Source organism: Hymenobacter aerilatus (assembly GCF_022921095.1).
GTDB lineage: Bacteria > Bacteroidota > Bacteroidia > Cytophagales > Hymenobacteraceae > Hymenobacter > Hymenobacter aerilatus.
In genome coordinates, this window is sequence record NZ_CP095053.1 from 633379 (window position 1) to 660000 (window position 26622).

The window sequence follows — 26622 nt, forward strand, 5'->3', positions numbered from 1 at the left end:
AGCTAGTAGCTTTACTTTTGCGTTACAACCTGCGTAGCGCCCCATATTTTTGCCTATGCCCTACTCTCTGCTTCTGTTTGATTACGATGGCACACTCTGCAATTCGGAGGCAGCCATTTTGCATAGCCTGCGCCAGGTATTTGCCTATTATCAGGTGCCACTGCCCCCCAACGCCGAACTGGAACGGGTAGTGAGCCTGGGCCTGACCTCACCCGACACACTCCAGACCCTGCACCCGTCACTAGCCGGCGCTGAGCTGGCGGCGTGGCTGCTCACCTACCGCAGCATCTACACCAACGAAGGAGAAGAGCTGGTACGGCCTTTTGCGGGTGCCCACGAGGTACTGGCGGCTGCCCGTGCACGTAACATTGCGGTGGCCATTATCAGCAATAAAGGCGCTGTGACGTTGGAAACCTCCCTGACGCGCTTGGGCCTGCGCGCCGATGTGCAGCTGCTGGTCGGTGATGGTAGCTACCCCGACCAGCAGCTGCCCCTGAAGCCCAGTCCAGTGCTCTATAAGCAAATTGTACAGCCTTATTTTGCGTCGGTGCCGCCTGCTGCTACCCTGATGATTGGCGACACGGCCGCCGACTTACTTTTTGCCCGCAACTGTGGTATCGATGCCTGCTGGGCGCGCTACGGCTTCGGCGACGCCGACGCGTGCCGGGCATTGGCGCCTAAACACCAGATAGGTAGTCTGCGTGAAATAGTGCGCCTGCTGCATGCGTAAAAACGGGAGGGTAGCCAGCAGAAGCGCTTGTGGTTATTAACGGAACCGGCGCATATGCGTAAGCACAGGCCAGCCTTGCCTGAATTTCTGATTCTTTCTGCTCGCGTCCGTGCCTGATTTTCCTGCCCCTTTCTACCGCTGGCCCTACCTGATGCGGCAGCGGTGGAGTCAGCTACTGTTTGCGCACTGGCCAGTGGCACCAGCGCTGTTACGGCCCTATTTGCCGCCGCGCCTAGAATTGGATGTGTTTGAAGGCCAGGCGTGGCTGGGCGTAGTGCCCTTCACCATGAGCAACATCCGGCCGCTGGGCCTGCCTGCCGTGCCGGGCCTCAACCATCTGCACGAACTGAACGTGCGCACTTACGCTACCCTAGATGGTGTGCCGGGCGTGTGGTTTCTCTCGCTCGATGCCACCCAGCCGCTGGGCGTATGGGCGGCCCGCACGTTGTTTCATCTGCCCTACCTGCACGCTCGCATGCGTCTCACACAGCACGGTCATACACTGCGGGCCGAGGCCACGCGCACCCATGCTGGCGCCGCACCTGCTACGTTTGCCGCCACCTGGGAGGTAGGGGCGCCGCTACCTTCTTCGCAACCCGATTCTTTGGCGCATTTTCTCACGGAACGCTACTATCTCTATACCTCTGGCCCCAACCTGCTGCACGACATACACGGTCCTGACCTGTGGCGCGGCCAGCTACTGCACGCGCCCTGGCCGCTACGCCAAGCCACGGTGCACGAGTGGCAGTCCACGTTGGTGGAAAGCCACGGGCGCAGGTACACCGGTGCTCTACGCCGCCGACCCGGTAGACGTATGGGTGCAAACGCTTCAGCGGGTATAAATATACATTCGGAGCGCGGGCAAACACGTAAAGAGCTACGCTATGCATTCTCATCGAGTCGCGCACCAATCCAGCATCGTCGAATCAATCCATTGCTCCTTGCGTCAGCGCTGCGCCGTGCTCGTGCGTAAGCCCTTCTCGTTCAGTCGTTCGCTGGCCATGCACCATGTGCGTATCCAGCTGGTCATTGACGAGCACAATCGACGATGCACCACCCCTTAGATCATCACCGCGCAGGGTGCTGGAAGAGAAAATAAGGCACATATAGGAGGGGTACATAGCCGAAGGGTCCAGCTATTTTAGTATCTACTGGCTGCGGCGAGCTACGAGCTGGCTGACAGCCCACGGAGGGTAGGGGCCGATGTAGGTGGGAAAAGTGGGTGAAATGGATAGCATAGGTAGCGGAGCGGAAAGTAAATGTGTGACCTGGAACAGGTGAGGAGAGCTTGCGGCCACCCAACTACTAAGGGCGGTTCGATATAATAATTCGGTTGTGATGCCTGGCGCCTGTAAGGCGGGACGGTGCAACTTCAGGAAAACCAGCGCCGCCCCAACGGAGTATCTTTACTAAAAACCGGGCAATTCCGGATGCATCTTTTCGCCACTCAGTAGCGCTATGGCCTCGTTCCGTCAGAAACTCATGAAATTCCTATACCCGCTGATTATGCGGCTGTCGAAGTCAAGCAGCAAGGGGAAGGTGTTGACCAGCAAGCAGCAAGCCGGTGCGCCGGTATCGTTTTACTCGCTGGCGGGGCTGCGCAACAATGGGCAGCGCCTACCCTTCGAGGAGCTGAAGGGCAAGAAGGTACTGCTGGTGAACACGGCCTCTAACTGCGGCTACACCAACCAGTACGCGGAGTTGCAACAGCTCTCCGAGCAGTTTGCCGACGAGCTGGTGATATTGGGCTTTCCGGCCAACGACTTTGCCGAGCAGGAAAAAGCCGACGACAAAACCATTGAGCAGTTTTGCCAGGTGAACTTTGGCGTATCGTTTCCGCTGATGCAGAAAAGCGTGGTGGTGAAAACGCCGGCGCAAAACCCGGTGTATCAATGGCTGAGCCAGGCCCGCCAAAACGGCTGGAACGAACAAGCGCCCGACTGGAACTTCTCGAAATACCTCGTTAGCGAAGACGGGCACCTACTCGGGTATTTCGGGCCAGCAGTGTCGCCGCTGAGCGAGGATGTCGCAGGTAGCATCCGGTCGTAGCCACGTGGCGGCCCGTACAAAAGCGTGTATCTTTTCGCCCTCGCTTGTTCAGCTTCCCTACCTTACTATATGAAGAATCTCTTCCTGGCCGGTGCAGCGGCCTGCCTCTTATTCAGCTGCTCAGAGCAAAAAAAGAAAGCTGCCGAAACGGTCAATGCCACATCGGACGTGCCCAAACCGGCCAGCCTGCGGGCGTTGTACAGCAACTACTGGGAGCAACAGTCGCGCTTTTTTCCGATGGAGGCCACGGCACAGGGCGACAACCGCTTCAACAACCGCCTGCCCAACGACCAGACGCACGCGTTCCGCGACTCGTTGCGCACATTCTACCAAACCTCTCTCGACCAGCTGCACCTGTTTCAGCGCGACTCGCTGGTCGAGAACGACAAAATCAGCTACGACATCTTTGAGTACGAGATGCAGACCCGCCTTGCGGGACTGAGGCTGAACACCTGGCAAATGCCGTTTCAGCAGTTTTGGGGCCTACCCCTCACCATGGGGCAATATGGCGCGGGCACTGGAAACCAGCCCTTTAAAACGGCGCAGGACTATGACAACTGGCTGGGTCGCACGAAGGCTTTCGCGGTGTGGGCCGACTCGGCCATTGCTAATTTTCGGGTAGGGATGCGTACGGGTGTGATGCTGCCGCGGCCGTTGGTGGAGAAGATGATTCCGCAGATGGAGGCTTTCGTGGTAAGCGACCCTACCAAAAGCTTGTTTTTTGCGCCGGTGCAGAAGTTTCCGGCAGGTGTGTCGGAGGTAGATCAGCAACGGCTGGTCGATTCGTATAAGGTGGCCATCCTCACGCAGTTGGTGCCTACTTACCGCAAGCTGGCCGATTTCCTGAAAAACGAGTACCTACCGAAGGCCCGTACTACCACCGGTATTTCTGAAATACCCAACGGTGCCGACACGTACCGCTACTACGTGAAGTATTGGACCACCACCGACAAAACGCCGGAAGAAATCTACCAGACCGGCCGCGCCGAGGTAAGCCGCATTCGGGGGAGATGGAAGAAATAAAAGCCAAAGTGGGCTTCAAAGGTGATCTGGCAGCGTTTTTTGAATACCTGAAAACCGACAAACAATTTACTCCCTACCAAACGCCGGAGCAGGTGCTTACTGCGTTTCGTGGTATTCAGGCGCGCATCGAGCCCAACCTGAAAAAGATGTTTGGTCGCACCCCCAAAACGCCGTTTGAGATCCGGCAGACGGAGGCGTTCCGGGCTGCGTCTGCCTCGGCCGAGTACAACCAGGGTAGCCCCGACGGTACGCGGCCGGGCATCTTCTACATCCCGATTCTGAACGCCCGCGAGTTCAACGTGACGTCGGGAATGGAGTCGCTGTTTTTGCACGAAGCCATTCCGGGCCACCACTACCAAATTTCGTTGCAGCAGGAAAACGACAGCCTACCCAAGTTCCGGCGCTTTGCGTGGTATGGGGCTATGGGCGAGGGCTGGGCGCTGTATACCGAAAGCCTGGGACGGGAGCTAGGCCTCTACACCGACCCCTACCAGCGCATGGGTGCCCTGGGCGACGAGATTCACCGCGCCATCCGATTGGTGGTGGACGTGGGTATGCATACCAAAGGTATGACCCGCGAAGAGGCCATTCAGTATATGATGGAAAACGAGGCCATCAGCGAGCAGGGCGCTACTGCCGAGATTGAGCGCTACATGGCCATTCCGGGTCAGGCGCTTTCCTACAAGGTAGGGGCTCTGAAGATTCAGGAGCTGCGTGCCAAGTACCAGAAGCTGCTGGGGGCTTCGCAGAAACTACGCCCCCGCAACCCGCGGGAGCGGAGCAATCATTTCATCCTCAGTGCCTTCCACGATGAGCTGTTGAAAGATGGTGTGATGCCGCTTTCGGTGCTAGAACGCAAGATGGACGCCTGGGCCGAAGACCAACGGTAAGTTTCGGCGGCAGCGTTTACGATAAAGGCCATCAGCAAGTGCTGATGGCCTTTATGCATTACATCAATTTTGGACTAGACAGTTTATGCACCGCCACCACCGCCTGCACCGCCAGTAGAACCACCACCTGTGGTTCCACCACCGGTAGTACCGCCAGCCGTCGTAGCACCACCGGTAGTACCGCCAGCCGTCGTAGCACCAGTCGTGCCGCCAGCCGTCGTCGCGCCGGTGGTGCCGCCGCTAGTAGTAGCGCCAGTGGTACCACCAGCGGTAGTGCCACCCGCTGTCGTGGCGCCAGTAGTGCCACCTGCTGTTGTAGCGCCAGTAGTGCCACCCGCTGTGGTACCGCCAGCTGTTGTAGCACCAGTAGTACCTGTAGTACCACCTGCAGTAGTGCCACCGCTAGTAGTAGCGCCAGTAGTACCACCTGCTGTGGTACCGCCAGCCGTTGTAGCGCCCGTAGTTCCACCCGCAGTAGTACCGCCAGCCGTAGTACCGCCAGCCGTAGTACCACCTGCCGTGGTGCCACCTGCTGTAGTTCCACCTGCGGTGGTGTTACCTGCAGTTGTGCCCGATGGGGCGTTGTTATCATCGTCGTTACAGGAGTACATAGCAAGAGACGAAGCAACGAAGGCGGCGCTTAGAAGCGAAAGCCATTTCTTTTTCATAATCAGGTCTTTAAATGAAAGGACGTGGGAAGGTTCGCTCCTTGTATACGCCTGCATGACGTGTGTATAAGTACTAAAAGGCGGTGATAAATACGTATTTCCTGTGCGGTAAGTACTTAGTAGATATGTGGTTTGCACGTATCCTTGCATTATTTGAATTTCGTATACAGTATCCTGCTTGTCTTCTACACCCTACCCATGCCCCACATCACCGCCGCCGATATCGAGTCGTATGAGAAGATCTATCGGCTCAACCTCATCAACTCCATAACCGGGTATAAGCCCGCCAATCTTATCGGCACGGCCTCGCCCGAGGGGCAGACTAACTTGGCTATTTTCAGCTCGGTGCTGCATTTGGGCTCCAACCCGCCGCTGTTGGGTATGGTCACGCGCCCTACCTCGGTGCCGCGCCATACTTACTCCAATATTCAGCATACAGGGTGCTATACTATCAATCATGTGCCCGCTGCCTATGTGGCGCAGGCGCACTACACCTCCGCCAACTTCCCAGCCGAAGAGTCGGAGTTTGATGCGTGCGGGTTCACACCCGTGTATCGCGATGATTTTCCGGCTCCTTATGTGCAGGAAAGTCAGATTAGCATAGGCCTGCGCTTGCAGGAAGAAATCGAAATCAAAGCCAACGGCACCCGGCTGCTAGTAGGGGCGGTAGAGCACATCTACCTGTCCGAGGCGGTGCTACAGCCAGATGGTTCACTGCACTTGCATGAGGCCGACGACGTGTGCATTTCCGGCCTCGACGGCTACCACCGCGTGACGCCGCTGGCCACGTTTGCCTACGCCCGCGCCGGGCAGGGGCCGCAGCCCAAGCAGGAGTAGCCAGAATTCTTTGGGTAAGATATTCGTCCGGGTAGGGAGTTGTGCCGTTAAAGAAGGCAGGAAATTAATCCCTCCATTGTTCATCCATTCTCATGAAAAATAAATTCTGGCAAACGCTGGGGCTGGCTACTGTGGCCAGCATGCGCAGCATGACGGCCCCGGCCTTGCTGAGCAAATCGTTGGTAAAACATAAATCTCCCTACCTCGGCGACTCGCCGCTGCGCTTTATGCAGTCGCCCATCACCGCCAACGTGCTGTCGGTGCTAGCTGGCGCTGAGCTGATAGGTGATAAGCAACCTGAGGCCGACGACCGTACGGCGCCTACCGTGCTACCCAGCCGGGCCGTAGCAGGTGCTCTGATTGGGGCCGTTGTATACAAGTCGCAGAAGGGCAGTGCCCTCACCGGCGCGCTGCTAGGCAGTGTAGCGGCCGTGGCTACCAGCTACGCTACCTTAGCTTTCCGCAAGCAGCTCATCAGCAGCACCAAACAGCCTGTTTTGGCGGGGGTTATTGAGGATAGTATTGCTGTAAGCAGCGGCCTAGCCATTCTGCAAGGTCGCAAAGGCACCAAGCTTACTAAAGCCGATAAGGAAGCCAACACCAAGGCCAAACAAGCCGCCAAAGCCCGGCAGATGAGCTAAAAAAGTTGAATTCGTCTCAACAGAAAAGCCCTTGGAATCAATGTCCAAGGGCTTTTCTGTTGAGACGAAAGCAAACTAATTGCTGCCGTTCGGGGTGGGTGGGTTCTGGCCGCCGGGCGCGTCTGTGGCGCCGTTCTTACTGGTGGGTGGCGTGTCTTTGGTGGCTTGGTCGGCAGGAGAATCGAGGCCCTGTGGGGTGGTTACTGTCTGGTCGGCATTCACGCTGTCGATGTCGGTATCGGTGGTGCGGGCGTCGGGAGCTTCTGCAAAGGTGCCTTCACGTTGGGTTTCGGTGCCAGGGCCTTTGTTGTAGTCGCAGGAAGTGAAGGATAGGGTAGTAGCAGCAAGCGCCACGCCCAGGAAGAAAGAACGTTTCATCGGGAGATTGGTCATGTAAAGTGGAGTCAGAGAGGCTATACGTAAACTAGCCGCCCAACGGCCGGCCTAACCGCCAGAATTGCCCGGCGCGTATCTTCGGCCAATGGCACTTGTAACAACCATGAGCTGGAGCGGCGGCAAAGATTCGGCCTTGGCGCTCTACTACCTGCTGCGCGACAACCGTTACCAGGTAGCCCACCTGCTCACCAACGTAAACGCACACTACGACCGCGTATCCATGCACGGTGTGCGGGTAGAACTGCTGGAAGCGCAGGCCCGGTGCCTGGCCCTACCCCTGCACCAAGTGTGCCTACCCGAAGCGCCCAGCATGGCCGAATACGAGCAGCATACACAGGCCGCGTTGCAGGAACTGCAGGCAGAGGGTGCTACGCATGTGGCGTTTGGAGATATTTTTCTGGAAGATTTGCGCGCCTACCGCGAGCAGCAGCTCACTCAGCTAGCCCTGCAGGCCGTGTTTCCGCTGTGGCAACGCCCTACCCTTGAGCTGCTGCGCGAGTACCTGACGCTGGGTTTTCGAGCTGTAGTGGTATGCGTAAACGAGGCCTACCTCGACTGTAGCTTCTGCGGCCGCCTGCTCGACGAGGATTTTCTGCGAGACCTACCTGCCGGCGTAGACCCCTGCGGCGAAAATGGTGAGTACCACACCTTTCTCTTCGATGCGCCCTACTTCCAGCAACCCATCACCTTCCAGCGCGGCGACATTGTGCGGCGCACCTACCCTGCTCCGGTAAGCGAAGCTCCGCTCAGCGCCTTTTGGTATTGCGATATTTTGCTGAATGAGGAGTAAAACGGTGAATGGTAAGGTTATGAAGTGGTAAATAGCCGAAACGTCTGTCCTCCTGAGCACGGCGAAAGACCTTCTCACGCTAGAACGAGTTGTTGTTACCAGCATCGTGCTAATGTGAGAAGGTCCTTCGCTGTGCTCAGGAGGACAGACGTTTTGGCTATTTACCTCACGGCGCGCAGCCGCAGAGCACTTCGCGGCTGGGTTTAGTGGTTTTATAATCCGGCAGGCTCACTTCCTTCATGTAGATAACCTCGAGTTGCTTGAGGCGCGGATGAGCAGAATTTTCACCCCAGATACGCAGCATATAGTTGCAGTAGTAGGGACGCATAAAGGCGTTGCTGACGAATAAGTAATTCTCAGAATATTTGCGCCACCGGTCATTGGGAAACAAACTCACAACGGCAGCGGGTTTGGCATACGTGAGGGGCGCCCCGCTTCGGTTTAGGTCGATTTTGCGGCCTTCTGCGGTGGTGCCTTCCAGAATGTACCAGCCATCATCTTTGAACACCGCGGGCGCAAACATGCCCCAGTGTTGGTCGATGCGGAACAAATAGCCCAGCCACCGAAACTGCTCGCGCATAGCCAATCGCGTAGACGTAACCGTGTCGAAATTCCACCAGCAGATATAGACCAGCAGCACGCCTACCACGGTGTTGCGCACGGCCCGCAGCAACTTGACGCTTTGCGGCGCGTGCTCGATGTGGGCGGTCAGATGCACGCGCACCGGGCTGCGCCAGGTAGGAGCCGGCCACTGCCAACCCGTGCGCCACTGCGTTAGGCGCGTACCGAGGCGCCTAGCACGTGGCACCAGCTTGCGTTCCAACCAGTCCATGGCTGCGGGCGGGAGCAAGCCGGGTAGGGAAGCCCAGTTAATCAGGAAAAACAAGCCCACAAATAGCGTGAGGCTGATGCCCAGATGGAACAGCACCAGCGTCCCGATAAACAGCCCGCGCCACCACGCCACGCGCCACGGAATAAACAGCACAAAAGGCAGCAACAGCTCCATGTAGTACGTGGCAAACGTGAGCCCACGCATTAGCTCGGGGTAGGGGTAGAGCAAGCGGCCACCCGGTAGCAATATTTGATCGAGGCTGAGGGCGTAGTAGAGTGCAGTGCCGGTTTGGGTCCATTCGACGCCGCTTTTGAGCAGGGCCGTACACCAGTATACCAGTGCCAGTTGCACCACGTAGGCCACCGTAGCGGCACTGCACGTGGTGAGGCTGGTAGGGGGCGGCTGTTGCCGGCTATCGAGCGAGTACACGCGCCCCCAGGGTAGGAAGATGCCCCAGAACAGCAGCATCCGCAGCAGATCGTCGCCGCCCTGGCTGATAAGCGGATTTCGGTTTTGCACCGATACCAGCAGCACCCACGATACAATGGTCATCAGCCGGGTGCGGTAGCCGAGCAGCAGCGCTATGGCTGCGGATGCGGCCAGCAAAAACAGCACCGCCTGCACCTGCCACAGCCCGCTACTGGTATGAATAGACAGCTCGTAAGGATTCCAGTTGTGCTCATATAACACGTGTAACGGTAGCACGCCCATGTTGGAGTAATGGGCCTCCAGATCGGTAGCACGAACGGCCAAGTCTACGAGCACAACAGCGGCTACCGCCACCCGCAGTAGCGCCAACGCCCGCACATCCAGCACAAAAGGTTGCCGAAGAACGGCTAATACACGGTTCATAAGCAGATAAGGATAACAGGACTACTAGGCACACGGCTGATGGCTACCACATCAGACCGGACCTACCATACGCAAAAGCGGCCGAAAGCGCTATCCAATGGATAAGGCTTCCGGCCGCTAGCAGGCCGCTAGGCCGACAGTAAGTGCATTGTGCTATGGACTACTGCGGGGTGCCAGTGGTTGTACCAGTCGTGGTCGTACCAGTAGTAGTGGTGCCCGTTGTGGTCGTACCGGTGGTAGTGCCGGTCGTTGTGGTACCCGTAGTAGTACCCGTAGTGGTCATACCTGTAGTGGTACCGGTCGTTGTGGTACCCGTGGTGGTGCTCATCGTACCCGTGGTAGAAGCATCCGTGGTGGTGCCCGTCGTGGTGCTCATCGTACCCGTAGTGGTTGTAGCGTCCGTGCCTGTAGTGGTAGACTCGGTACCGGTGGTTGTAGTGCCGTCGGTCGTACCCATTTCCGAGGTCGTGTTGCAGGCACCTAAGCCCAGGCCGCTTGCCAGCACGGTAGCTGCCAGCAAAGCGAAGCGATTCTTCTTAATCATCGTTTTGGTGAATTGGTTGAAAGAATGCATGTGGTGCCATTCAAGGCAAATAGCTCCCTTGTACGCATCATGCCGGTATAATGGTTGCAATATTGACACTAAAAGCGAATATTTTGTACATTATTCATCAGGCTAAAGGTTGATTTAATTAAAAATTATTATGACTGAATTCCTGTATTCGTAATAGCTAATATTCTGTAAATCTGCTAACTGCCACAGGGAGCCGAAGCCCTTTAGTAGCTAGTTGGGGTAACTAAAAATGAGTTTCACCGTGTCAGAAGTATACATGGCTGGAAAAGCCTGCACTCACCTTATGCCCCAACCACCTGCTGTCATTCTGTTTGATGGAGTCTGCAACCTGTGCAATGGCTTCGTCCAATTCGTTATTGCCCGCGACGCGCAAGCCCATTTCCAGTTTGCCTCGTTGCAGTCGGGGGTAGGGCAGGCGCTGCTGGCTACGCATGGTGCCGTGGTAGCAGCCACACCCGAGACCGTAGTACTGGTGGAAAATGGGCGTGTATTTACGCACTCGGAGGCGGTGCTGCGTATTATGCGGCATCTGCCTGGCTGGCGGTGGCTATACGCGTTGCGGGTGGTGCCGCGCAAGCTGCGCGATGCCGCCTACCGTTGGGTAGCGAGCCATCGGTACCGTTGGTTTGGTCGGGAGGAAGCCTGTTGGCTACCTACCCCAGCGCTCCGGGCGCGTTTCCTATAGCCGCTCCTAGCTTTTTCTTTGTTCTCACTGCTCATCACCATACACTGGTTTATGCAAGCTCTTATTCTGGATGGGGTCAATCAGACCCTGCAACTCCGCGAAGTTCCTACCCCTACCCCCGGCCCCGGCGAGGCACTGGTACGGCTGCACGCCGCCGCCCTCAACCACCGCGACGTCTGGATTCAAAAAGGTCAGTACGCCGGACTGAAGTTTCCTATCATTCTGGGCTCTGATGGTGCCGGTACCGTGGCAGAGCTAGGCGAAGGCGCCGACGAAGCCCTGCGGAATCAAGCGGTCCTCATCAACCCGGGCATGCACTGGGGCGATAATCTCGCTGCGCAGGCCAAGGAGTTTCAGATTTTGGGTCTGCCCCACGATGGTACCTTCGGCGAATACGCGTGTGTGCCGGCCCGCTACGTGCACCCGTTGCCAGAGCACTTGAGCTTTGCACAAGCGGCAGCGCTGCCACTAGGTGGCGTCACGGCGTATCGGGCGCTGTTTACCCGCGCCCACCTACAAGCCGGCGAGCGGGTGCTGGTGTCGGGGGTAGGCGGGGGCGTGGCCCTGCTGGCCCTGCAAATGGCCGTAGCCAGTGGCGCCGAGGTGTGGGTAACATCCAGCTCAGACGAGAAGATAAAACAGGCCCAGGCGCTGGGCGCCAAGGGCGGTATCAGCTACCAAGCCGAAAACTGGCCCGCTACCCTCGCCAAGCAAGTCGGCGGCGGCTTCGATGTCATCATCGACAGCGCCGCCGGTCCGGGCTTCAACAATCTGCTGGACGCAGCGGCGCCCGGTGGGCGCATCGTGTTCTACGGAGCCACGCAAGGCGATATTCCGGCAGTGCCGGCCCGCAAGATTTTCTGGAAACAGCTGACTATACTGGGCTCTACCATGGGCACTGAGGAGGACTTTGCTGGGCTGTTGCAGTTCGTGAGCGAGAAAAAGATGGTACCCGTTATTGACAAAACGTTTCCACTGGCAGAAGGCGAAGCCGCCCTGCGCCACATGGACGACGGCGCGCAATTCGGTAAGATTGTACTGGAGATCGTACCAGCTTGACGAATGAAAGGTAACTCTGGCTACAGAGTTTTTATTTAAATAATACTACTAAATGCCTTAGCCAAATCGAATGATTTTGCTAAGGCATTTGTTTTATCAACAGCCTGCAAAACGTACTTTCACTCTACCTTCTATATCCTATGAAATCAGCTGCTGAATACTTGGAAGCCCCCGTTTTCTATTTGACCTACCCTACCGGCGAAGAAGCCGAAAACGTGCCGGTAGTAGCGTACGACGAGGCGGTGCGCGCCATTGAGGCTGCTCTGGCCGACGCGGCAGAGTACAAATACCTGCTCATGCGCGCCTTGCGTCGGCAGGTAGCACCCAGCGTCGAAACCGCTCCCGCCGCCGAGGCTACCCTGCGCCCCCTGTTCCCAACCGACGATGCTCAGGAATTAGCCGCTTAACACCAAAAAGCCCCGACACTACAGATAGTGTCGGGGCTTTTTGGTGCCAGAAATGGTTTTATAAGCCGGATAGGCTACATATGCTTACTAGGAACCAGGTAATTCTGTACGTAGTCCGCAATGCCGTCTTCCAGCCGCGTGAATGGTTGTTCGTACCCGATGCTGCGCAGCTTCTGCATGTTAGCCTGCGTGAAATACTGGTATTTGTCGCGAATCACTTCGGGCGTATCCTGAAACTGGATATCGGCGGTGCGGCCCAGGGCGGCAAAGGTGTTTAGGGCCAGATCGAGGAACGTGCGCGCCTCGCCGGTGCCCAGGTTGTAAATCCCGGAGTGCTGGCGCGTCTGCATCAGGAAATAGCAAACTTCCACCACATCCTTCACATAGATGAAATCGCGCTTCTGCTCCCCATCGGCGTAGTTGGGGTTGTGGGAGCGGAACAGCGTCATGGAGCCGGTTTGCTGAATCTGCTGGTAGGCATGCAGAATCACGGAAGCCATACGGCCCTTATGGTACTCGTTGGGGCCGTACACGTTGAAAAACTTCAGTCCGGCCCAGAAAAAGGGCTTTTCTGGTTGTGCCACCGCCCATTTGTCGAAGTCGTTTTTCGAGTCGCCGTAGGCATTCAGCGGCTGTAGCAAGTGCAGCAGGGCTTCGTCGTCGTCGTAGCCCACGGTGCCCAGGCCATAGGTAGCTGCCGAGGAGGCGTATACCAAGGGCAACTGGTAGCGGCAGCACGCCTGCCACATTTGTTTGGAGTAGTCGAGGTTCAGCAAAGCCAGCACGTCGCGATTTTGCTCGGTGGTGTCGGTGCGGGCGCCCAGGTGAAAGATGAATTCCACCTGCTCATGGTGCTCCTCCAACCAGTCGAAAAACTCGTTGCGGTCTACGTATTCTTTCAAACGTTTGCCGCTCAGGTTGGGCAACTTGCGCTCCACGGCAAAATTATCGACCACCACAATGTCGTTGAAATTGGCGGCGTTGAGGCGGGTGACGAGGCAGCTGGCAATGAAGCCGGCCGCGCCAGTAACTACGATCATAAGAGTAGGATTTGCGACAAAAGTAAGAAAGTACCGCGGAGTGCTACCGTAACGCAATTGGCGCCCTGAAGTTGACCTCCGCTGCGGGCTCCTTACTTTTACGGTATGCCTCGCTGCCTCCTGTTTTCGCTCCTGCTGTTGCTGGCCTGCCAGCCCGATCGGCCACCCACTACTACCCCTACCGCTCCCCAGCAGCTCCACGACGACCTAGGCCGCCCCGTACAAGTGCCCGCCCAGCCGCGCCGCATTATGTCCTTGGCTGCGTCTATGACCGAAATGCTGTTTGCCGTGGCCGATACGGCTACCATCGTTGCCCGCACGCAGGTGTGCGACTACCCGGCGGCGGCCCTACGCAAACCCATCGTCAATAGCTACCCTCTGGATATTGAGCGGCTAGTGAGCCTGAAGCCCGACGTGGTGTTTACAGTGGAAGGCATCACCTCGCTCGATGATGCGGCCCGCCTGGAAAAGCTGGGCATCCCTGTATACTATCAACGCTACGAGAAAGTGGCCGATGTGCTGCGCGGCCTGCGCGACCTGGGCCATATCCTGCACCGCGACGCCGACGCCCGCCGCCTCACCGATTCGCTCGCGGCTGCCCTGCAAGCCGTGCAACAGTTGCCCGCGCCTACCCCGCGCCCGGCCGTGCTGGCTATTACGTGGCAAGACCCCATCTACGTGTATGGGCAAAACACGCTCTTCACCGATAAAATCCAGCTGGCGGGCGGACAAAACGCCGTGGTAGAACAGTTTGCCCAACCCTACCCAGCGCTTACTCGTGAGTACATCCTCAAGCTGAACCCCACGGTGCTGCTGGGTGGTCGGTTCGGAAAGATGGACAGCACCTTTTTCAAGAATTATCCCGAACTGCGCCGCATCCGGGCCTACCAGCAGGGCCGCGTATACGACGTCACCGACGACCTAATGAGTCGGCCCGGCCCGCGCGTGGTAGAGTCGGTACGGGAGCTGCACCGGCTGATATGGGCGCCGCCCGCCGTATGAGTCGCCACCCCACGCCCTGGCTGCTGGGTAGCCTGCTGGTGCTGCTGGTGCTGGTAGCCGCTGGTCTGCGCATCGGCAGCTACGATACCAGCTACGCCCTCATCGGCCGCGCTCTGCTGCACTACGACCCCACCGACCCCGCCCAACTGGTGCTGGTGCAACTACGCCTACCCCGTATCCTGCTGGCCCTGCTGGCTGGTGGCAGCCTAGCGTTTAGCGGCTACCTGATGCAGGCTATGGTCAACAATCCACTGGCCGACCCCTACCTATTGGGTACGGCCTCGGGCGCTTCGCTGGGAGCTATTCTGTGTTTTGCGCTGGTGCCTACCCTCACCGTAGCTGGTATCTACCTGCCACCACTGGCAGCCCTGAGCGGTGCGCTGGCGGCCACACTTGTAGTGGTGCTGCTAGGTACCCGGCGTGGGCAGCTGCTACCCGCGCAGTTGCTGCTAGCCGGGGTAGCGGTAGGTTCTCTAACAACAGCTATAGGAGGTGTGCTCACCTTTATGGCCAGCAGCCAGGAAAAACTACGTACCGTTGTTTTTTGGGCCATGGGCAGCTTCGAGCGAGCTGGTTGGGAGCTGTTGCCCTACCCGGCAGTGGCTTTGGCTGCGGCCTTACTACTCTTCACGTTTCGTCGCCACGAGCTGAATATATTGTTGCTAGGGGAGGAGCGCGCTGACGCACTGGGCGTATCGGTGGCCCGCACGCGCTGGCTGCTACTGCTTATATCTTCGGTACTTACAGGCTGTGTAGTAGCGCTTTGCGGGCCTGTTGGTTTTGTTGGATTAATGATTCCGCACATCACGCGCTGGGTGCTGGGCGTCACGGGGCCACTAAATTTGCTGTTCTGTGCCATCCTAGGGGCCGATTTCCTGTTAGCCTGCGACTTGTTGGCTCGTTTGCTCTACCCACCCGCCGGCCTACCCGTTGGCTTGGTTACGGCCCTATTCGGCGTGCCGTTCTTCGTATATTTGCTGCGAAAAAAAGGGTAACAGGATCTTTTGGGGTCTGAGGGACCAAGGGTCTGAAAACTGGGCTTAAGAAGCAATACTTATTCACCAGAACATCGAGCCCAGTTCCCAGGTCCCGGTCCCTTAAGCCCAAACACCCCAGTACCCATGCTATACATCAGCCGTCAGGAGCACTTCAACGCTGCCCACAAACTATACAACCCCAAGTGGAGCGAGGAGCGCAACCACGAGGTATTTGGCCCCTGCGCCAATGTAAACTGGCACGGCCACAACTACGAGTTGATTGTGACAGTGCGCGGCAACCCCGACCCCGAAACCGGCTTCGTAGTAGACCTGAAAGCTTTAAGCACGCTCATTAAACAACACATTATTGACCAGGTAGACCACAAAAATCTGAATTTGGACGTGCCCTTTATGGCCGGCAAAATGGCTAGTACTGAAAACCTAGTTATAGCCTTCTGGGAAATTCTGGTCCGCGAACTACCCAGCATCACGTCGGCACAATTACATTGCCTCAAACTCTACGAAACCCCCCGCAACTTCGTCGAATATTACGGCGAAACAGAGTAATGAATAATTGAGAATTAATAATTAGAAATTGGTTTTTTGTTTAGCTAACCGAATCCAAGTTTTAATTCCTAATTCCTAATTCCTAATTCTTAATTATTAGATATGAAGTACTATCTGATTGCGGGTGAGCGTTCCGGCGATTTTCATGCTGCCAATTTGATGCGCCAGTTGCAGCAGCAAGACAGTGCCGCCGATTTTCGCTTTTGGGGTGGCGACATGATGCAGGCTGTGGGCGGCACAATGGTGCACCACTACCAGGAAATGGCCATTATGGGTTTCTGGGAAGCCGCTACCAGCCTGCTCAAGTTTCGCGGCTACCTCAAAGAATGTCAGCGGGATTTACTTGCCTACAAACCTGATGTAGTTATTCTGGTTGACTACGCTGGATTTAATATGCGCGTAGCAAAATTTGCCAAAAGCCACGGCATTAAGGTCTTCTACTACATTTCGCCTAAGATATGGGCCTGGAACCAAGGCCGCGTGCATAAGGTGAAAGCCCTGGTCGACCGGATGTTTGTCATCCTACCCTTTGAAGAGGAGTTCTATCAGCGGTTCGGCTACAAGGTGGATTACATTGGCAATCCTACCGCCGATGCCGTAGCCGAGCACCCTACTGCCCCCGATTTCTACCAGCGCAACCATCTCGACCGGCAGAAGCCAATCATTGCGGTGCTGCCCGGTTCACGTAAGCAGGAAATAGAGGAGATGCTTTACGAGATGGTGGCCATTCTACCACCTTTCCTCGACTACCAGTTCATCGTGGCCGGCGTCGACAACCTCGACCCCAACTACTACGCCCACTTCGAGCGCAACAACGTTCGCATTCTTTTCAACCAAACCTACGATCTGCTTCGGCATGCCACCGCTGCCCTCGTTACCAGCGGTACCGCCACCTTAGAAACAGCCTTATTTGGCGTGCCACAAGTGGTTTGCTACCGTACCAGTGCCGTGACCTACGCCATCGGCAAAGCAGTTATCAAGGTACCCTACATCTCACTCGTCAACCTGATTGTAGACCGCGAGGTAGTAAAAGAACTGATTCAGGGTGAGCTTAACTCTCGGAACCTCGTTACGGAGCTAAAGAAAATCACCGCCGACGAGGAGTTTATTGCCGAACAGAAAGCTGGCTACGCCGAATTGCGTGAGAAGCTAGGTAGGCACAATGCGGCGGAAAAGGCGGCAAAGCTGATGGTAGGATATTTGAAGAAATAGTGGATATCTTATTGTGTTATGTATGAAGGGAAACCTCGATATTAGTCCATTTTATACATATGTAATTTGGGTAGTTTTATTAATTGTATTTTGTATAGTAGGCATTCCTTTGTCTAAAATATTTTTCAGTTAATCTTTTCAAAGAGCATAAAAAGCAAAGGCCGGAACGTAGCATACGTTCCGGCCTTTGCTTTTTATGCAGCACTCCTACGCCGCCCGCAACTGCTTCAGCGGTGACTGCTCAAACTTACTACGCGCATAATCTGCGTCAATCACCAATTCGTTTGCATCTGCATCCGATGGCATGTCGAACATGGCGTCGGTCATGATGCTTTCGCAGATACTGCGCAGGCCGCGAGCCCCAAGGCGGTACTCATCAGCGCGCTGCACGATGTACTCCAGGGCATCTTCCGAGAAGCTCAACTCAATGCCTTCCATTTGGAACAGGCGCTGGTACTGCTTCACAATCGAGTTCTTCGGCTCCGTCAGGATTTTGCGCAGGGTAGCGTGGTCTAAAGGGTTGAGGTGCGTGAGTACGGGTAGGCGGCCAATCAACTCGGGAATCAAGCCGAATGCCTTTAGGTCCTGTGCCGTCACGTAGCGCAGAAAATTCTGCGTATCGATGTTCTCCTCCAGTTGCGTTTTGGCAAAGCCAATGGGCTTGGTATTGAGACGGTTTTTGATGATGCGCTCAATGCCTACAAAAGCGCCTCCACAGATGAACAGGATATTTTCAGTATTCACCGTAATCATCTTCTGCTCGGGGTGCTTGCGGCCGCCGTGCGGGGGCACGTTCACGGTAGTGCCTTCCAACAGCTTTAGCATAGCCTGCTGCACGCCCTCGCCGCTCACGTCGCGCGTGATGCTGGGGTTGTCGCTCTTACGCGCAATCTTGTCGATTTCGTCGATATACACGATACCGCGCTCTGCTGCCTCTACATTGTAATCGGCAGCTTGCAGGAGGCGTGTGAGGATGCTTTCCACGTCTTCACCCACGTAGCCAGCTTCGGTCAGCACGGTAGCATCGGCTATGCAGAAGGGTACTTGCAAAATATTAGCCAGCATGCGCGTCAGGAAGGTTTTGCCGGTACCGGTTTCGCCTACCATGATGATGTTCGATTTCTCAATCACCACATCGTCTTTCTGCGGCTTCTGCATCAGGCGCTTGTAGTGGTTATATACCGCCACCGACATCACCTTTTTGGCCTCATCCTGCCCTACCACGTACTGGTCGAGATAGTCCTTCATCTCGCGCGGCTTCACCAAATTGAACTTGGGCGCTTTGCTGTTCGAGCGAATCTTGTTTTCCTCGTTCAATATCTGCTGGGCCTGACCTACGCACCGCTCACAGATGTGCGCATTGATGCCGGAAATCATGACCGAAACTTCTTTTTTGGCTTTGCCGCAGAAGGAGCACGTTATATCTGCCATTGTAGAACTCTCAGAAATAGGGGGTAGAACCGGTAGAAATGCAACCGGTTATCAAAGGTACGAAAAGGCCAACGCCCGACGAGCAAAAAAAAGTTGCCACAACGAGGAAATCTGCCCGAAGCAAAAAGCCCGCCGAGTGACCTGATGGTCATCCGGCGGGCTTACGTATGTCATTCCAAACAGAATGACACGACTAACTTAGTCTTTCTTTTTCTCCAGAACTTCGTCAATCAGGCCATACTCTTTGGCCTCATCAGCGCGCATCCAGTAGTCGCGGTCCGAGTTGTCGTGGATTTCCTGATAGGTTTTGCCGGTGTGCATGGCCAGGATATCATATAACTCCTTGCGCAGCTTCAGAATCTCACGGGCCGTGATTTCAATATCCGACGACTGTCCCTGCGCGCCACCCGAAGGCTGGTGAATCATGACGCGAGCGTGGGGTAGGGCCGAGCGTTTGTCTTTAGCGCCACCAGCCAGCAACACGGCACCCATCGAAGCAGCCAAACCAGTGCAGATAGTAGCCACGTCGGGATTCACGTACTGCATCGTGTCGTAGATACCCAAGCCGGCATACACCGAGCCACCAGGCGAGTTGATGTAGAGCAGAATGTCTTTCTTGGCGTCAGCTGACTCCAGGAACAACAGCTGCGCCGTGATGATGTTGGCGATATAGTCGTCTACGCCCGTGCCCAGGAACACGATGCGGTCCATAATCAGGCGCGAGAAAACGTCAATTTCAGCGAAGCGGGTAGGGCGCTCTTCAATTACCGAGCGGGTCATGCCAGTAGGCAGCATCAGGCCGTTGCGGGTCTGGCCCTCCACGTGCTGGATGTATTGGTCAACGCCCAGGCTGCTCATGCCTTGGCCTTTCACAGCAAACTTACGGAATTCTTGTTTATTCAGCATGGGGAAAAATAAGGTAGTGTGAGTTCAACGAAAACTATGAGTCAACAAAAAAGCCCTTACGGCAAGTAAGGGCTTTTTTGTTGACCTGAAAACCTAATACGGCAAATTAGCTCGCCTGTTGGTTTTGATTGCGGAAGTCCTCGGCCGTAATCGGTGTTTCGTTAACAACAACTTTGCCGCGCAGGTTTTCGAGTACTTTCTCTGCCAGAATGGCTTCATACTCGTCCACGTAGTTCTTCCCGTTGTCCTGGCGCAGATAGTTATCGGCAAAGCTGCGCATCGACGCCTGCAGCTCTTCGTTCACCTCGGGCAGGTTGAACTGGCCCATGATCTTCTGAATGGTGCGGTCTACGATTTCGTCGTTCGACACCTTCAGGCCTTCGGTTTCCACTACCTTGTTGCGCACCATCGACCACTTCAGCTCACGCTCGTAGTCGTTGTAGTGCTCTTCTACCTGCTCAGCCGTCAGTTTGCCCTGGTTAGCACGTACCAACCACTTCTTGAAGAACTCTTTGGGTAGTTCAACTTGCAGGCTGTCAATTACTTTATCGATGATCTGACGGTTTACCAGGTTGTCAGACTCACGGTCGTAGTTCTCTTGGATGGTGGTGCGCACCTTTTCATCGAACTCCTCTTTCGAGGTGACAATGTCCTTGCCGAATACTTTATCAAACAGTTCCTGGTTGAACTCAGCAGCATTGGTACGGTTGATTTTCTCCACCGTCAGCGTGTAGTCACCGCTTACTTCGGCAGCTTCATCCTTGCTCAAGCCCGAGAAGTTGGCAATTGCTGATACGTCGCCGTCGAAGGCTTCTTTCAGATCAAACGTAATGCTGTCCTCTGGCTTCACACCGATGAAGCGCTCCACGCCATTCTTTACTTTATTGATGGGGAGCAACACCACGTTGCCTTCCTCCTCAGCGTCAGCCTTTTTCAGGCGACCGTATAGGTAGTCGTTATCCTCCGAAACCTCAGGGTTTGTGCTTTCGCCAAACTGACGGCCAATCTGGTCGTAGGTTTCCGTGAGGGTAGCCTCGTCGAGCGACACTTGGTTGCGGTCTACCGTAATGCTTTGATCAGCAGGTAGCTCAATTTCGGGGAGCAGGCCCAGTTCAAACTGGAAGCTGAAGTCCTTCTGGTTATCAAAGTCAACATCCGTCGGCACTGGAATCGGCTCGCCCAGAATGCGCAGGTTGTTCTCCTTAATATACGCATCTACCGATTTGCCCAACCGCTCGTTGATTTCATCGGCCAGCAGGCCTTTGCCGTACATTTTGCGCACCAGGCCAGCGGGCACTTTACCCGGACGGAAACCTTTGATTTGCGCTTTTTTGGCGTAGTCCTTAATTTTTTGGTCTACGTTGGCAGCATAATCGGCCTCCGTCAGGTTTACTGTCAGGATGGCACTCAGCTGGTCGTCTTTCTTGTCGAGGGTAATGTCCAAAACAGGTCGTCGGTTAGAAGTAGGGTAGGGCTGGCGCCATGCCTAGCCGTTCCCCACGGCGGATGAATACGTGGTTGAAAAAGAAAAGCCCCCAACGGGTGGGTTGAGGGCTTCTGTTGTTGTTTCCAGTAAAAACCAGAAACGAATACTGTAAATAAGTGCGGATGGAGGGACTCGAACCCACACGCCTTGCGGCACCAGATCCTAAGTCTGGCACGTCTACCAATTTCGCCACATCCGCGTATCCCGGCCTTCTGCCTTGGGGGCGCAAAGCTACGCAACTGTTTTGAAAATCCAAAAGTAAATTCAAGTGTTTGCATAATAGTGCCAGTCAGCAGGGCATCGTTGGCCAAAAGACAACCTTTTATTGGCTTCTCGCTGTTGGTCTATGTTGTACCTTCGTTTTCTTACTCTGCCTACCCGGAGCAGTGCTCCACTTGCATACTATGGCTACCCCTATCGACCCCGAAGCAGAACGCAACGAGATTCTGCGTCACTACCGTCGGCTGTTGCGCACGGCGAAGCCTATTCTCAAAGAGGGCGACGCTAAGCTGATCAAAAAAGCATTTAATACCTCGCTGGAGGCGCACAAAAATATGCGCCGCAAATCTGGCGAGCCGTATATTCTGCATCCGCTGGCCGTAGCGCAGATTGTAGTAGAAGAAATCGGGCTGGGCACTACCAGCATCGTATCGGCGCTGCTGCACGATGTGGTGGAAGATACGCCCTGGGAAATCAGTGATGTAGAGCGCGAATTTGGCTTCAAGGTAGCGCGCATTGTAGACGGGTTAACCAAGATATCCGGTGTGTTCGACTATGGCACGTCGGAGCAGGCCGAGAACTTCCGCAAGATGCTGCTCACGCTTTCGGAAGATGTGCGTGTGATTCTCATCAAGCTCGCCGACCGCCTGCACAATATGCGCACGCTCGACTCGATGCCGCGCCATAAGCAGCTCAAAATTGCCTCCGAAACCATTTACCTCTACGCACCGCTAGCCCACCGCCTGGGTCTATACACCATCAAAAGCGAGTTGGAAGATCTGTATCTGAAGTACACCGATACAGAGGTATACAACGATTTGCGCAACAAAGTCCGCCAAAGTCAGAGCGTCCGCAACCGGTTCATCAAGGAGTTTGTGGCGCCTATCGATGAGGAACTGAGTGCCCAAGGCTTTCATTACGAAATCAAGGGTAGGCCGAAATCCATCTATTCTATTTTGCGAAAGATGCGCAAGCAGAATGTCACTTTCGAGGAGGTGTACGATTTGTTTGCCATCCGTGTAATCCTAGATGTACCCTACGAGCAAGAAAAAGCGGCTTGTTGGCAGGTATACTCCATCGTTACGGATTTCTACCAACCCAACCCCGACCGCCTGCGCGACTGGGTGAGTACGCCCAAATCCAACGGCTACGAGTCGCTGCACACCACCGTTATGTCGCGCTCCGGGCAATGGGTAGAGGTGCAGGTACGCACCAAGCGCATGGACGAAATTGCCGAGAAAGGTTATGCTGCTCACTGGAAATACAAGGATGCCGCCACTTCGCAGGCCGAATCAAGCTTAGAGGCCTGGATCAATAAAGTGCGCGAAATGCTCGAAACTAACAACTCCAGCGCTTTGGAGTTCATGGACGAGTTTCGTCAGAATCTGTTTGTAAAGGAAGTTTATGCCTTCACGCCAAAAGGTAAACTCATTAGCCTGCCTGATAAATCAACGGCGCTAGATTTCGCTTTTGAGATTCATACGCACATTGGTCTACAGTGCCTCGGGGCCAAGGTCAACCAGAAGCTACAGCCGCTCAGCTACCAGCTTCGCAACGGCGACCAGGTAGAAATTCTGACTTCGCATAAGCAGCGCCCTACCGAGGAGTGGTTGCAATACGTGACCACCTCAAAGGCGCGCTCCCGCATTAAAGAGTACCTGCGCGACGATAAAAAGGCCAAATCAGAAGACGGCCGATACCTTGTGGAGAAACGGTTGGAACTGCTCGGCGTGCCGAATACGGCCGAGAACCTACACCGGCTTCTGACCCATTTTCATGTGCATAGCCTACCGGAGCTATACTACCGGTTAGCTATTGGGCAGCTTGATGGTCGTGAAATTAAAGAGGACTTGTTTAGCGAAGACAGTGTGTCGTCACAGCCTTCTATCCTCGCGCCCAAGTCGTTCGACCACGAAGTGCAAAAAGCACGCGGTGTACGGGCTGATATGCTCGTCATTGGCGAACACACCAACACCTTCGACTATACAATTGCTCCTTGCTGCAACCCCATTCCTGGTGATGATGTGTTCGGTTTTGAAACGGCTGATAAGGGCATTGTCATTCACCGCACATCCTGTCCGCAGGCAGTTAAGCTTATGTCGAACTACGGCAATCGCATTGTGCGCGCCAAGTGGACAGACCAACTAGAGCTAGCTTTCCTCGCGGGCATTCACATCAAAGGTTCCGACCGCATGGGCTTAATCAATGATGTAACCAAGGTTATTTCCAATAGCTTGAAGGTAAACATGCGTTCTATCACGGTTGATAGCAACGACGGAATGTTTGAAGGGCAGATTATGGTCTTCGTGAATGACACCGATCATCTGAATAAAATGATTCATCGCCTTAGCAAAGTGCGAGGCGTGCTCGGGGTAGAGCGTTTCGATACTGTCCGCTAAAGAGTGTATAAAAGCACAAACTAAAACCGGGAGTTTAAAAAGGTATAAAAAGGAGATGATGGAGTGCTTGGTTGGAGGAAACTCCAGTAGTGGATATAGTCATCCAAGTCGCACCTCTATTCACCTTTATTAAGAAGAATCAGCATGCTTGATAAAGAAAAATTTGAGGAAGTGAAGAAAATTTTCACCGCCTACCTTGAAAATAAAGGCCTGCGCAAAACATCAGAGCGCTATGCTATCCTAGAGGAAATTTACTCGCGCACCGGCCACTTCGATGTAGAAGAGTTATTTGCCGGCATGAAGACGAGAGGGCTGCAAGTGAGCCGTGCCACGGTCTATAATACACTGGATTTGTTGGTAGAACATGGTTTGGTAAGCAAGCACCAATTTGGCCGGAACTTGGCGCAGTATGAGAAGTCATACGGCTACCGTCAGCACGACCACGTGATCTGCACAGAGTGCCACAAAGTGGTGGAATTTTGCGACCCACGCATTCATGGTATTCAGACGATGGTCGGCGAACTTTTGAATTTCCATATCTTGCACCACTCCTTAAACCTATATGGGGTGTGCGGCGACTGCCGTGCCAAAGCCGCAGCCCACTCTTCAGCCGAATGAATAGTAGCTCTGCCGTCGAAGACGGCATCTTGTACCTGCGCCTCTCCGGCGACCTGATTGGGAGTCCTGACTCTCAACAAATTCTGCAAATCGTCAATGAATATCTGGGCGAAGCCATTCGATTTTGTGCCATTGACTTGTCAGCCGTGCGCTTTATTAATAGCACAGGCATCGGTGTACTGGTATCCGTTCTAACCAAATTTCGCAACCAAGGCGGCGAGTTGGTTTTGATAAAACCCTCTGAGCAGCTGCAAAAGCTTCTGCTCATCACTAAGCTAAACGCCATTTTCACTATTGCCGCCGATGAAGCATCAGCGGCTGAACACTTGAAAGCTGCAAACTAATGCCAGTTGACGTACTCGTAGGACTACAGTGGGGAGATGAAGGAAAAGGAAAAATTGTCGATGTGTTGGCCCCAACATACGATGTAGTTGCCCGTTTCCAAGGAGGCCCCAACGCAGGTCACACCCTGTTTTTCGATGGTGTAAAACACGTGTTGCACCAAGTGCCATCCGGTATTTTTCACCCACATATTATTAATGTAGTGGGCAATGGGGTAGTGCTTGACCCTGTGGTATTCCGTGGAGAGCTGCAAAAGCTGACCGACCGTGGCATTCAGTGGGGTGAAAACCTCTTTATCTCCCAAAAAGCGCAGCTTATCCTTCCGTCGCACCGTGCCCTCGACCGCATTTTGGAAGAGGCTAGGGGAGGGGGTAAGATTGGCTCTACCCTAAAAGGTATTGGCCCTACCTACCAAGATAAGGTAGGCCGTACGGGCCTGCGGGTAGGCGACATCCTACTGCCAGACTTTAAAGAGCGCTACGCAGAGGCAGTTGCTCGCCATGCCCAACTAGCCGCTTTCTACAAGCAAGACTTGGCCATAGAAGCGCACGAAGCTGAGTTTTTCTCTGCTATTGATTTTTTGCGCACGCTACAGCTAACGAATACAGAGTATTTGCTAAATGACTTGCTGCAGCAAAACAAACGAATCTTGGCTGAAGGCGCCCAGGGAGCTATGTTGGATATTGATTTCGGTACATATCCTTTCGTTACTTCTTCTAGCACTATTGTAGCAGGTGCTTGTACCGGCTTAGGCGTAGCACCTAGCCATATCGACAAGGTATACGGCATAAGCAAAGCGTACTGCACACGTGTGGGTAGTGGTCCTTTCCCCACCGAGCTACACGATGAAGTGGGGGAGCAGATTCGCCAAGCTGGTCATGAGTTTGGTTCTACTACCGGACGCCCCCGCCGTTGTGGTTGGATCGATCTGCCGGCTCTGCGCTATAGCATTATGCTGAATGGGGTAACAGAACTTCACCTGATGAAAGCTGATGTGCTAGATGAGTTCGATGAAATTCGGGTATGCACGCATTATCAGTTACCAAACGGCGAGACTACCGACCAGTTTCCGGATTACGGTACCTTACAAAGCGTAATTCCTGTCTATGAGTCCTTGCCCGGCTGGCGCACCACCCTCCAGGAAATTACAGATCCAGAAGCGCTACCTCAGACTCTAAAAGACTACCTACACTACTTAGAGGAAAATTTAGAAGTCCCTGTCCGTATCGTAAGCGTGGGGCCAGATAGAGTAAGCACCCTACATCTTAATTAAGAGGTCAACCATAAAAAAACGAGGCACAGGCTCGTATAGTCTGTACCTCGTTTTTTTATGGTTGATAAACAAGTATTTACATACTAGAGGGCTTTTCGCTAAGAAACGTATTTGGAAAGTTGCGAGACAAGCCCCACTTTTGCACTCCCAAACCGAAACGCGGTGGGAGTTGACCAGCGAGTTGATAACTTTTGTGATAGTAACCTGACTCTTGGAGCTGGGTGGCAAAAAAAAAGCTTTTCAAAAAGCTTGCTTCATCAGAAAAGCTTCTTACTTTTGCACCCCGCTTCACCCGGAAGCGGTTGCTACGAGGACACTGAAAAAAAAGTTTTCACCGAGTAGTTGCAACGAGAGAAAAGTTGCTTACCTTTGCAGCCCGCTTCAACCGGAAGGGGTGACGAAGAAAGCCGGCCAGAAAAAAAGTTTTGCAAAAAGCTTGCTTCTAGCGAAAAGCTGCTTACCTTTGCAGCCCGCTTCGAGAGAAACGGAAAACAGGAGCCACGGTTTAGGTGGCACACGGTTTCACCAACAGGGTGAGGCACACGTTCTTTGAATGACAGGAAAAGACAAATGGTAAGGGCCGCTTTCGAGCGGCTCACGACAAGCGTAACAGACGAAAGACAACTCGTCACAAAGCGAGTCGGATCAGCACTTGACATCGGTTTACCTGCGGGTAAGCTTAAAGTATTTATACAATGGAGAGTTTGATCCTGGCTC

Annotated in this window: 25 protein-coding genes, 1 tRNA gene, 1 rRNA gene and 1 pseudogene (1 of these 28 only partly in view); 19 read left to right on the forward strand and 9 right to left on the reverse strand. The window is 54.6% G+C overall.

The annotated features are described in order from the left end of the window. Nucleotides 1–55 precede the first annotated feature (55 nt). From MUN82_RS02645 to MUN82_RS02660, 4 genes and pseudogenes are all read left to right on the forward strand, one after another. The gene (locus MUN82_RS02645) at nt 56–730 is read left to right on the forward strand and encodes an HAD family hydrolase (RefSeq protein WP_245094769.1); all 675 of its coding nucleotides are present in this window, start codon (nt 56–58) and stop codon (nt 728–730) included. 109 nt (nt 731–839) lie between these two features. Then, nucleotides 840–1703: a YqjF family protein gene (locus tag MUN82_RS02650; RefSeq protein WP_245094770.1), complete on the forward strand. Its 864-nt coding sequence runs from the start codon at nt 840–842 to the stop codon at nt 1701–1703. 509 nt (nt 1704–2212) lie between these two features. Then, nucleotides 2213–2779 carry a glutathione peroxidase gene (locus tag MUN82_RS02655; RefSeq protein WP_245094771.1) on the forward strand — a complete coding sequence of 189 codons (567 nt, stop codon included), beginning with the start codon at nt 2213–2215 and terminating at the stop codon, nt 2777–2779. Between the two features lie 237 nt (nt 2780–3016). Beyond that, nucleotides 3017–4692 (forward strand): annotated as a pseudogene (locus MUN82_RS02660) (DUF885 domain-containing protein). Between the two features lie 83 nt (nt 4693–4775). Here the strand turns inward: MUN82_RS02660 and MUN82_RS02665 are convergent. Continuing rightward, nucleotides 4776–5303 carry a hypothetical protein gene (locus MUN82_RS02665; protein ID WP_245094773.1) on the reverse strand — a complete coding sequence of 176 codons (528 nt, stop codon included), beginning with the start codon at nt 5301–5303 and terminating at the stop codon, nt 4776–4778. Nucleotides 5304–5513: 210 nt separating this feature from the next. Between MUN82_RS02665 and MUN82_RS02670 the strand changes: the two genes are divergently transcribed. Then, the gene (locus MUN82_RS02670) at nt 5514–6197 is read left to right on the forward strand and encodes a flavin reductase family protein (protein ID WP_245094775.1); all 684 of its coding nucleotides are present in this window, start codon (nt 5514–5516) and stop codon (nt 6195–6197) included. Nucleotides 6198–6289: 92 nt separating this feature from the next. Continuing rightward, on the forward strand, nt 6290–6838 hold the full coding sequence (locus MUN82_RS02675; protein ID WP_245094777.1) for a DUF4126 family protein: 549 nt from the start codon (nt 6290–6292) through the stop codon (nt 6836–6838). 75 nt (nt 6839–6913) lie between these two features. Here the strand turns inward: MUN82_RS02675 and MUN82_RS02680 are convergent, their stop codons facing one another. Next, nucleotides 6914–7216, reverse strand: a complete 303-nt coding sequence (locus MUN82_RS02680) for a hypothetical protein (protein ID WP_245094779.1) — start codon at nt 7214–7216, stop codon at nt 6914–6916. A 103-nt stretch (nt 7217–7319) separates the two neighbouring features. On the opposite strand from MUN82_RS02680, the gene MUN82_RS02685 reads away from it, so the two are divergent. Then, nucleotides 7320–8024 carry a Dph6-related ATP pyrophosphatase gene (locus MUN82_RS02685; protein ID WP_245094780.1) on the forward strand — a complete coding sequence of 235 codons (705 nt, stop codon included), beginning with the start codon at nt 7320–7322 and terminating at the stop codon, nt 8022–8024. Between the two features lie 166 nt (nt 8025–8190). Here MUN82_RS02685 and MUN82_RS02690 read toward each other — a convergent pair whose 3' ends face one another. Both MUN82_RS02690 and MUN82_RS02695 read right to left on the reverse strand, forming a co-directional pair. After that, the gene (locus tag MUN82_RS02690; protein ID WP_245094782.1) at nt 8191–9708 is read right to left on the reverse strand and encodes an HTTM domain-containing protein; all 1518 of its coding nucleotides are present in this window, start codon (nt 9706–9708) and stop codon (nt 8191–8193) included. 160 nt (nt 9709–9868) lie between these two features. Continuing rightward, complete coding sequence (locus MUN82_RS02695; RefSeq protein WP_245094783.1) at nt 9869–10282, reverse strand: hypothetical protein; 414 nt, start codon at nt 10280–10282, stop codon at nt 9869–9871. Nucleotides 10283–10565: 283 nt separating this feature from the next. Here MUN82_RS02695 and MUN82_RS02700 point away from each other — a divergent pair, with 283 nt between their 5' ends. The 3 genes from MUN82_RS02700 to MUN82_RS02710 all read left to right on the forward strand — a co-directional run bounded on the left by MUN82_RS02700 (nt 10566) and on the right by MUN82_RS02710 (nt 12433). Continuing rightward, a complete protein-coding gene (locus MUN82_RS02700) occupies nt 10566–10967 on the forward strand; it encodes a thiol-disulfide oxidoreductase DCC family protein (protein WP_245094785.1) in 402 nt (133 codons plus the stop codon). A gap of 51 nt (nt 10968–11018) precedes the next feature. Next, on the forward strand, nt 11019–12026 hold the full coding sequence (locus MUN82_RS02705; RefSeq protein ID WP_245094787.1) for a zinc-binding dehydrogenase: 1008 nt from the start codon (nt 11019–11021) through the stop codon (nt 12024–12026). Between the two features lie 140 nt (nt 12027–12166). Beyond that, a complete protein-coding gene (locus tag MUN82_RS02710) occupies nt 12167–12433 on the forward strand; it encodes a hypothetical protein (protein WP_245094788.1) in 267 nt (88 codons plus the stop codon). Nucleotides 12434–12507: 74 nt separating this feature from the next. Here MUN82_RS02710 and rfaD read toward each other — a convergent pair whose 3' ends face one another. Next, complete coding sequence (gene rfaD, locus MUN82_RS02715) at nt 12508–13473, reverse strand: ADP-glyceromanno-heptose 6-epimerase (protein ID WP_245094790.1); 966 nt, start codon at nt 13471–13473, stop codon at nt 12508–12510. Between the two features lie 105 nt (nt 13474–13578). Between rfaD and MUN82_RS02720 the strand changes: the two genes are divergently transcribed. The 4 genes from MUN82_RS02720 to lpxB all read left to right on the forward strand — a co-directional run bounded on the left by MUN82_RS02720 (nt 13579) and on the right by lpxB (nt 17231). Continuing rightward, nucleotides 13579–14475, forward strand: a complete 897-nt coding sequence (locus MUN82_RS02720; protein WP_245094792.1) for an ABC transporter substrate-binding protein — start codon at nt 13579–13581, stop codon at nt 14473–14475. Further along, the gene (locus MUN82_RS02725) at nt 14472–15470 is read left to right on the forward strand and encodes a FecCD family ABC transporter permease (RefSeq protein ID WP_245094793.1); all 999 of its coding nucleotides are present in this window, start codon (nt 14472–14474) and stop codon (nt 15468–15470) included. The genes MUN82_RS02720 and MUN82_RS02725 overlap by 4 nt, the downstream gene beginning before the upstream one ends. 126 nt (nt 15471–15596) lie before the next feature. Then, nucleotides 15597–16019, forward strand: coding sequence for a 6-pyruvoyl trahydropterin synthase family protein (locus MUN82_RS02730; protein WP_245094795.1), 423 nt, complete (start codon nt 15597–15599; stop codon nt 16017–16019). Between the two features lie 102 nt (nt 16020–16121). Continuing rightward, nucleotides 16122–17231, forward strand: a complete 1110-nt coding sequence (lpxB, locus tag MUN82_RS02735; RefSeq protein ID WP_245094797.1) for a lipid-A-disaccharide synthase — start codon at nt 16122–16124, stop codon at nt 17229–17231. A 207-nt stretch (nt 17232–17438) separates the two neighbouring features. Here lpxB and clpX read toward each other — a convergent pair whose 3' ends face one another. The 4 genes from clpX to MUN82_RS02755 all read right to left on the reverse strand — a co-directional run bounded on the left by clpX (nt 17439) and on the right by MUN82_RS02755 (nt 21253). Further along, complete coding sequence (clpX, locus tag MUN82_RS02740; protein WP_245094799.1) at nt 17439–18662, reverse strand: ATP-dependent Clp protease ATP-binding subunit ClpX; 1224 nt, start codon at nt 18660–18662, stop codon at nt 17439–17441. Nucleotides 18663–18860: 198 nt separating this feature from the next. Beyond that, complete coding sequence (locus tag MUN82_RS02745; RefSeq protein ID WP_258048881.1) at nt 18861–19568, reverse strand: ClpP family protease; 708 nt, start codon at nt 19566–19568, stop codon at nt 18861–18863. A 106-nt stretch (nt 19569–19674) separates the two neighbouring features. Beyond that, on the reverse strand, nt 19675–21012 hold the full coding sequence (gene tig, locus MUN82_RS02750; protein ID WP_245094801.1) for a trigger factor: 1338 nt from the start codon (nt 21010–21012) through the stop codon (nt 19675–19677). A 159-nt stretch (nt 21013–21171) separates the two neighbouring features. Then, nucleotides 21172–21253: transfer RNA gene (locus tag MUN82_RS02755), tRNA-Leu, on the reverse strand. A 205-nt stretch (nt 21254–21458) separates the two neighbouring features. On the opposite strand from MUN82_RS02755, the gene MUN82_RS02760 reads away from it, so the two are divergent. The 5 genes from MUN82_RS02760 to MUN82_RS02780 form a co-directional block, all read left to right on the forward strand. Continuing rightward, nucleotides 21459–23672 (forward strand): RelA/SpoT family protein, encoded by a 2214-nt coding sequence (locus tag MUN82_RS02760; protein ID WP_245094803.1) that lies wholly within the window; start codon nt 21459–21461, stop codon nt 23670–23672. Between the two features lie 144 nt (nt 23673–23816). Beyond that, a complete protein-coding gene (locus MUN82_RS02765) occupies nt 23817–24290 on the forward strand; it encodes a Fur family transcriptional regulator (RefSeq protein WP_185280762.1) in 474 nt (157 codons plus the stop codon). Then, nucleotides 24287–24634, forward strand: coding sequence for an STAS domain-containing protein (locus MUN82_RS02770; RefSeq protein ID WP_245094805.1), 348 nt, complete (start codon nt 24287–24289; stop codon nt 24632–24634). The genes MUN82_RS02765 and MUN82_RS02770 overlap by 4 nt, the downstream gene beginning before the upstream one ends. Beyond that, nucleotides 24634–25905, forward strand: coding sequence for an adenylosuccinate synthase (locus tag MUN82_RS02775; protein WP_245094806.1), 1272 nt, complete (start codon nt 24634–24636; stop codon nt 25903–25905). The genes MUN82_RS02770 and MUN82_RS02775 overlap by 1 nt, the downstream gene beginning before the upstream one ends. Nucleotides 25906–26597: 692 nt before the next feature. Further along, nucleotides 26598–26622, forward strand: a 16S ribosomal RNA gene (locus MUN82_RS02780); it runs 1490 nt beyond the window's last position.

Coding starts and splice junctions, on each gene's coding strand:
- MUN82_RS02745 (WP_258048881.1), bottom strand. CDS start 19,568: ATGCTGAATAAACAAGAATTCCGTAAGTTTGCTGTGAAAGGCCAAGGC.
- MUN82_RS02655 (WP_245094771.1), top strand. CDS start 2,213: ATGAAATTCCTATACCCGCTGATTATGCGGCTGTCGAAGTCAAGCAGC.
- MUN82_RS02665 (WP_245094773.1), bottom strand. CDS start 5,303: ATGTACTCCTGTAACGACGATGATAACAACGCCCCATCGGGCACAACT.
- clpX (WP_245094799.1), bottom strand. CDS start 18,662: ATGGCAGATATAACGTGCTCCTTCTGCGGCAAAGCCAAAAAAGAAGTT.
- MUN82_RS02725 (WP_245094793.1), top strand. CDS start 14,472: ATGAGTCGCCACCCCACGCCCTGGCTGCTGGGTAGCCTGCTGGTGCTG.
- lpxB (WP_245094797.1), top strand. CDS start 16,122: ATGAAGTACTATCTGATTGCGGGTGAGCGTTCCGGCGATTTTCATGCT.
- MUN82_RS02710 (WP_245094788.1), top strand. CDS start 12,167: ATGAAATCAGCTGCTGAATACTTGGAAGCCCCCGTTTTCTATTTGACC.
- MUN82_RS02760 (WP_245094803.1), top strand. CDS start 21,459: ATGGCTACCCCTATCGACCCCGAAGCAGAACGCAACGAGATTCTGCGT.
- MUN82_RS02770 (WP_245094805.1), top strand. CDS start 24,287: ATGAATAGTAGCTCTGCCGTCGAAGACGGCATCTTGTACCTGCGCCTC.
- MUN82_RS02720 (WP_245094792.1), top strand. CDS start 13,579: ATGCCTCGCTGCCTCCTGTTTTCGCTCCTGCTGTTGCTGGCCTGCCAG.
- MUN82_RS02680 (WP_245094779.1), bottom strand. CDS start 7,216: ATGAAACGTTCTTTCTTCCTGGGCGTGGCGCTTGCTGCTACTACCCTA.
- MUN82_RS02705 (WP_245094787.1), top strand. CDS start 11,019: ATGCAAGCTCTTATTCTGGATGGGGTCAATCAGACCCTGCAACTCCGC.
- MUN82_RS02675 (WP_245094777.1), top strand. CDS start 6,290: ATGAAAAATAAATTCTGGCAAACGCTGGGGCTGGCTACTGTGGCCAGC.
- MUN82_RS02685 (WP_245094780.1), top strand. CDS start 7,320: ATGGCACTTGTAACAACCATGAGCTGGAGCGGCGGCAAAGATTCGGCC.
- rfaD (WP_245094790.1), bottom strand. CDS start 13,473: ATGATCGTAGTTACTGGCGCGGCCGGCTTCATTGCCAGCTGCCTCGTC.
- MUN82_RS02645 (WP_245094769.1), top strand. CDS start 56: ATGCCCTACTCTCTGCTTCTGTTTGATTACGATGGCACACTCTGCAAT.
- MUN82_RS02690 (WP_245094782.1), bottom strand. CDS start 9,708: ATGAACCGTGTATTAGCCGTTCTTCGGCAACCTTTTGTGCTGGATGTG.
- MUN82_RS02765 (WP_185280762.1), top strand. CDS start 23,817: ATGCTTGATAAAGAAAAATTTGAGGAAGTGAAGAAAATTTTCACCGCC.
- MUN82_RS02775 (WP_245094806.1), top strand. CDS start 24,634: ATGCCAGTTGACGTACTCGTAGGACTACAGTGGGGAGATGAAGGAAAA.
- MUN82_RS02695 (WP_245094783.1), bottom strand. CDS start 10,282: ATGCATTCTTTCAACCAATTCACCAAAACGATGATTAAGAAGAATCGC.
- MUN82_RS02730 (WP_245094795.1), top strand. CDS start 15,597: ATGCTATACATCAGCCGTCAGGAGCACTTCAACGCTGCCCACAAACTA.
- MUN82_RS02700 (WP_245094785.1), top strand. CDS start 10,566: ATGCCCCAACCACCTGCTGTCATTCTGTTTGATGGAGTCTGCAACCTG.